Source organism: Streptomyces sp. CO7, from assembly GCF_053474865.1.
Genome location: NZ_JBRIOU010000004.1, coordinates 844,790 through 849,855, shown reverse-complemented (window position 1 = coordinate 849,855; position 5,066 = coordinate 844,790). Strand labels below are relative to the sequence as shown.

5 protein-coding genes and 1 pseudogene are annotated in these 5,066 nt (G+C 74.0%); 5 read left to right on the top strand and 1 reads right to left on the bottom strand.

Translation table 11 applies throughout. The annotated features are described in order from the left end of the window. The 3 genes from ACOV8S_RS16675 to ACOV8S_RS16665 all read left to right on the top strand — a co-directional run. Positions 1 to 901, top strand: a 901-nt coding sequence (locus tag ACOV8S_RS16675; RefSeq protein ID WP_448318586.1) for a decaprenyl-phosphate phosphoribosyltransferase, incomplete at its 5' end; no start/stop codon positions are given. Further along, the gene (locus tag ACOV8S_RS16670) at positions 898 to 1,416 is read left to right on the top strand and encodes a GtrA family protein (RefSeq protein WP_448318585.1); all 519 of its coding nucleotides are present in this window, start codon (positions 898 to 900) and stop codon (positions 1,414 to 1,416) included. The genes ACOV8S_RS16675 and ACOV8S_RS16670, both read left to right, overlap by 4 nt. Beyond that, complete coding sequence (locus tag ACOV8S_RS16665) at positions 1,404 to 2,312, top strand: YihY/virulence factor BrkB family protein (protein ID WP_448318584.1); 909 nt, start codon at positions 1,404 to 1,406, stop codon at positions 2,310 to 2,312. The genes ACOV8S_RS16670 and ACOV8S_RS16665 overlap by 13 nt, the downstream gene beginning before the upstream one ends. An 18-nt stretch (positions 2,313 to 2,330) precedes the next feature. Here the strand turns inward: ACOV8S_RS16665 and ACOV8S_RS16660 are convergent, their stop codons facing one another. Then, positions 2,331 to 4,088 (bottom strand): D-alanyl-D-alanine carboxypeptidase family protein, encoded by a 1,758-nt coding sequence (locus ACOV8S_RS16660; protein WP_448318583.1) that lies wholly within the window; start codon positions 4,086 to 4,088, stop codon positions 2,331 to 2,333. Between the two features lie 139 nt (positions 4,089 to 4,227). Between ACOV8S_RS16660 and ACOV8S_RS16655 the strand changes: the two genes are divergently transcribed. Together ACOV8S_RS16655 and ACOV8S_RS16650 are read left to right on the top strand one after the other, a co-directional pair. Further along, positions 4,228 to 4,470, top strand: coding sequence for an SCO4848 family membrane protein (locus tag ACOV8S_RS16655; protein WP_108955046.1), 243 nt, complete (start codon positions 4,228 to 4,230; stop codon positions 4,468 to 4,470). Between the two features lie 64 nt (positions 4,471 to 4,534). Then, a pseudogene (locus tag ACOV8S_RS16650) lies at positions 4,535 to 5,066 on the top strand (metallophosphoesterase); the annotation flags it as partial.

Sequence of the window (5,066 nt, the reverse complement as noted above, 5' to 3'; positions counted from 1 at the left end):
GCCCCGCCGTCCCCGCCCCGCCGCGCTGATCGCCGGGCTGGTGCGTACCGCCCGTCCTCGCCAGTGGGTGAAGAACGTCCTGGTGGTGGCCGCGCCCGCCGCCGCCGGGCAGCTCTTCACCGGCGCGGCGCTGACCCGGCTGCCGCTGGTCCTCGTCCTCTTCACGGCCTGCTCCGCCGCCGTCTACCTGGTCAACGACGCCCGGGACGCCGAGGCCGACCGGGCCCACCCCGTCAAACGGCGCCGCCCGGTCGCCGCGGGGCAGGTGCCGGTGCCGGTCGCCTACGCGGTGGGCGGCGCCCTGGCCGTGCTCGCCCCGCTCACCGCCGTGCTGCTGTGCCCTCCGCTGACCGCCGGGGTGCTGGCCGCCTACGTCGTGATGCAGCTGGCGTACTGCCTGCGGCTCAAGCAGGTGCTGGTGGTCGACCTCGCGGTGGTCGCCGCCGGCTTCCTGATGCGTGCCATGACCGGCGGCATCGCCATGGACATCCCGCTCTCCCGCTGGTTCCTGATCACCACCGGGTTCGGCGCGCTGTTCATGGTCGCCGCCAAGCGCTACTCGGAGGCCGTCGAGATGGCGGGCAAGGGCGGGGCCACCCGCGCGCTGCTCACCGAGTACACCACCGGCTACCTGCGCTTCGTCTGGCAGCTCGCGGCGGGCGGCGCGGTCCTCGGCTACTGCCTGTGGGCCCTGGAGGGCGGCGGCGTCCCGCAGACCGGACTGCTGCCGTGGCGGCAGCTGTCCATGGTCGCCTTCATCCTCGGTGTCCTGCGCTACGCCGTCTTCGCCGACCGCGGCACGGCCGGCGAACCGGAGGACGTCGTCCTGCGGGACCGCCCGCTGGCCGTCGTCGCGGCGGTCTGGGCGGTGCTGTACGGCCTGGCGGTGACCGGCTGGTGACGGCGCCCCCGGTGACCCGGCGGGAGCTCGCCGGGTTCGCGGCGGCCGGGCTGGCGGCGTACCTGGTGGACCTCGCCGTGTTCACCGCGCTGCTCGGCCCGGCCGGAGTGCCGCCGCTGCCGGCGAAGGGGCTGGCCTTCCTCGCCGCCTGTGCGGTCGCCTACACCGGCAACGCGCTGGGCACCTACGGAAGCCGGGGGCGGGACGCGGCAACCGAGGCCGCCTCGGCCCGCTTTCGCCCGGCGCGGGGCGAACGGCTGCGGCAGGCGGCCGTGTTCACCGCAGTCAACGCGGCGGGGGCCGCCGTCCAGCTGAGCTGTCTCGCCGTCAGCCACTACGGCCTGGGGTACACCTCGCACCGCGCCGATCTGATCGCCGGGGCGGGGGTGGGCATGCTGCTGGGCACGGCCGTCCGTTTCTGGGGTACCAGAACCCTCGTATTCCGCGACCGGCGCGTAGACGCGGGCGCGGTCGGGGACGGGAACCGGAACGGGGTCGTCGGATGGACTGGCTGAAGAACCTGCCCGTCGTCGGTCCCTGGGCCGCGCGGCTGATGTCAACCCACGCCTGGCGCGCCTTCGAGCGGCTGGACGAGGTGAAGTGGACCCGCCTCGCCGCGGCCATGACCTTCACCAGCTTCGTCGCCCTCTTCCCGCTGCTCACCGTCGCCGCGGCGGCCGGGGCGGCGACCCTCTCCACCGCGCAGCAGCGGACCCTGCAGGACAAGGTGGCAGAACAGGTCCCGGGCATCTCCGACCAGCTCGACGTCGAGAAGCTGGTCGCCAACGCGGGCACGGTCGGGCTGATCGCCGGCGCGCTGCTCCTCTTCACGGGTCTGAGCTGGGTCGACTCCATGCGGGGCTGCCTGCGGGCGGTCTGGGAGATGCCGGACCCCGACGAGAACATCCTGCTCACCAAGGCCAAGGACCTGGGCGTGCTGTTCGGGCTCGGCGGCGCGGTGCTGGCGACGCTGGTGATCTCCACCGTCGCGAGCGGGATGGTGGGACGGCTGACCCGGGCGATGGGGCTCGACGAGGGCGGCGTCGGCGGCGTCCTGCTGTGGATCGCCGCGTTCGTCGTCGCCGTCCTCGCCGACTTCCTGCTGCTGACGTACGTGCTGCGGATGGTGCCGGGGGCGCACCCGTCGAAGCGGCGCCTGGTCGAGGCGGCGCTGATCGGGGCGGTGGGCTTCGAGCTGCTGAAGCTGCTGCTCAGCGGCTACATCCAGGGGGTCGCGGCGAAGAGCATGTACGGGGCCTTCGGGGTGCCGATCGCGTTGCTGCTGTGGATCAACTTCACCTGCAAGCTGCTCCTGTACTGCGCCGCGTGGACCGCCACCCCGAAGTCGTCCTCCGTCCGGGCATCCGGCACCCCGGGGCCCGCCGCCCCGGACTCCGCCGTTCCCGCCTGACCGGGCCGCTGGGCGGGATCAGGCGGGCTGGTCCTCGTCCTTGGCGGTGCGAGGGGCGGTGGCCTGCTGGGGCATCCTGGCCTCGGGGGCGTCGTCCTCGGCGGACCCGCCCTTCCCGGCCCCGGCCGCCCCGGAAGACGTGTCGGTGTCGGCCTCGGTCGCCTCGGCCTCTGCCGTGTCGGCCTCGGTCCCGGTCGCCTCTGTCGCGTCGGCGTCGGCCTCGGTCGCGGCGGTCTTGCCGGAAGCCGCGGCTGCCGTCACGTCCTCGCCGTCCTTCGGCTTCTCCGCGGCGTCCGCCGCCTTGTCGGCGTCCTCGGAACCCTCGGAAGTTTCGGACGGCGAGCCTTCCGCGGGGGTCGCCTCCTGCCGCGCCCCCGTCCCCGGCAGGGGCCAGCGGCGGTGGACGAGGAAGCCTCCGCCCGCGAGGAGGACCAGCACGCCGCCGACGATGGCCAGCGGGATCCACAGCGGCCCCGCCTCGCCCGGCTCCGCGGTCGCGGCGTCCCCCGCGCCCGCCTGGTCGCCCGCCGGCACCGCGGCCGAGGAGGCGCCCGGGTCGGCCGAGGCGGAGGCCGCGGCCTGGGAGGCCGGCGGTACCAGCTCACCCACCGGCGTCACCTTCCCCGACGCCGCGAAGCCCCAGTCCAGCAGCGCCGCGGTCTCCTTGTAGACCCGGTTGAGCTCCTTCTTCTTCGGGTTCATGACGGTGACCAGCAGCACCTTGCCGTCCCGCTCGGCGACACCCGTGAAGGTCGCCCCCGCGTGGGTGGTGTTGCCGTTCTTGACGCCGGCGATGCCCGGGTACTGGTCGACCCCGGTGCCGGTGAGCAGCCGGTTGGTGTTCTGGATCTCGAAGGAGCCGCGGGTCTTCTTGCCGCCCTTCCCCTTCGTCGTCGCCCCGGGGAACTGCGCCCGCACCGTCGACGCGTACTCGCGGAAGTCCGGCTTCTGCAGGCCCGACCGGGCGATCAGCGTGAGGTCGTAGGCCGAGGAGACCTGCCCCTTCGCGTCGTAGCCGTCGGGGCTGACCACATGGGTGTCCAGTGCCTGGAGCTCCTCGGCGTGGGCGTTCATGTCGGCGACGGTCTCGTCGATGCCGCCGTTCATCGCGGAGAGCACGTGGACCGCGTCGTTGCCCGACCGCAGGAACACGCCGAGCCACAGGTCGCGGACGGTGTACTCCTCCTTCTCCTTGACGCCGACCAGGCTGGAGCCGGCGCCGACCCCGGCGAGGTCCTCGTTCGTCACCGTGTGGGTCTGGGTGCCGGGCCAGCGGCCCAGCAGCGTGTCCGCGAAGAGCATCTTCAGCGTGCTCGCCGGGGCCAGTTCCTTGTGCGCGTTGTACGAGGCGAGCACCTCGCCGCTCTCGGCGTCGGCGACGATCCACGAGTCGGCCGACAGTTCGGCCTCGGGCAGCTTCGGGGCGCCCACGCCGGGCTGGACCTGGATGCCGGGCGCGCCCAGCCGGAGACCGCCGACCTTGGAGAGGGACTTCCCGCTCGTGCCGCTCCCGGTTTTGCCGGTGCCGGCGGAGGCCGGGGAGCCGTCCGCGTCGGCCGGGGAGTCGGCCGGGGTGGAGGTGGCCCGGGGCGTGCGCGTCACCTTGGAAGGGGAGCCGGAGTCCGTCGTCCCGGTGCCGGTCCTGGAGCCCGGCCGGATCGGCTTCGCCTCGGCCGTACCGGCCGTCAGGGGCAGCACCAGGCCGAGGGCGAGCGACAGCAGCGTGGCGGAAGCGAGCAGAGCGGGTCGCCTGGCGGTCTTCTTCGGAGCGGGCACGGACGAGAACGTACATGCCAAGGCGTCGGCTGACGTACTCCCGTGACGCTTTCGTGCCCCGCCGTGATTCCCGTCGCACTCGGCCGCCGGAGCGCCACCCCGGGCACGGTCGCGGTCACCCGGCGGCGATACTGGCCGTATGAAGCTCAGCCGACCCGTCTCCTGGTTCCTTCTCGCCTTCGGGGTGTGGAGCTGGGTCATCTGGATCACTTTCGTCAAGAACCTCTACAAGGACGGCAGCGGTCTCGCGTTCGACGACGCGGGGAACCCGACCGGGTACTTCTGGGTCCACCTGCTGCTCGCGGTGGTCTCCTTCGTACTGGGGACGGTCGTGGGGGTCATCGGGTTGCGCTCCGTCCGCGCATTGCGGCGCACTTCATAGTCGCCGACGCCACGGGGCGCGCGACAGAACGCAACTGGACATCGGGACAGGGGAACTACCGGACGTGGTCGTCGTATTCGTGCTCGTCGCACTGCTCGTTCTGGCCGCGCTGGTAGCGGTGCACTGGTACATGTGGCGGCGGCTGGTGCGGGACACCACCGCCCCCCGCGGCCTGGGCCGGAGGCTGGGCACCGCGGTGTTCCTGCTGGGCGCGCTGCTGCTCGTCGGCGCGCTGACCAGCCGCGGCGAGTTCCTCCCGTTCGCCGTGCGCCGCGCGGTCTCCTGGCCGGGGTACCTGTGGATGGCGGGGCTGCTCTACGTCCCCATGGCCCTGGCCCTCACCGAGCCGCTGCGGCCCCTGCTGCGCCGCGCGCTGGCCCGCCGCGACGCCCGCCGCGCGGGCGCCGCCGCCTCTGCCACCGCGCCCTCCGTCGCCGCCCCGACCGCCGGCTCCGGCGCCCCGAGTGCGGCCGCCGACGCTCCGGGCGCAGCCCCGGCCACTGCCTCCGGCGCTTCGGGTGCCGCCTCGACCGCTGCCTCCGGCGCTTTGGGTGCTGCCCCGGCTGCCGGCGGCCCGGGCGCCGCCCCGGCCGCCC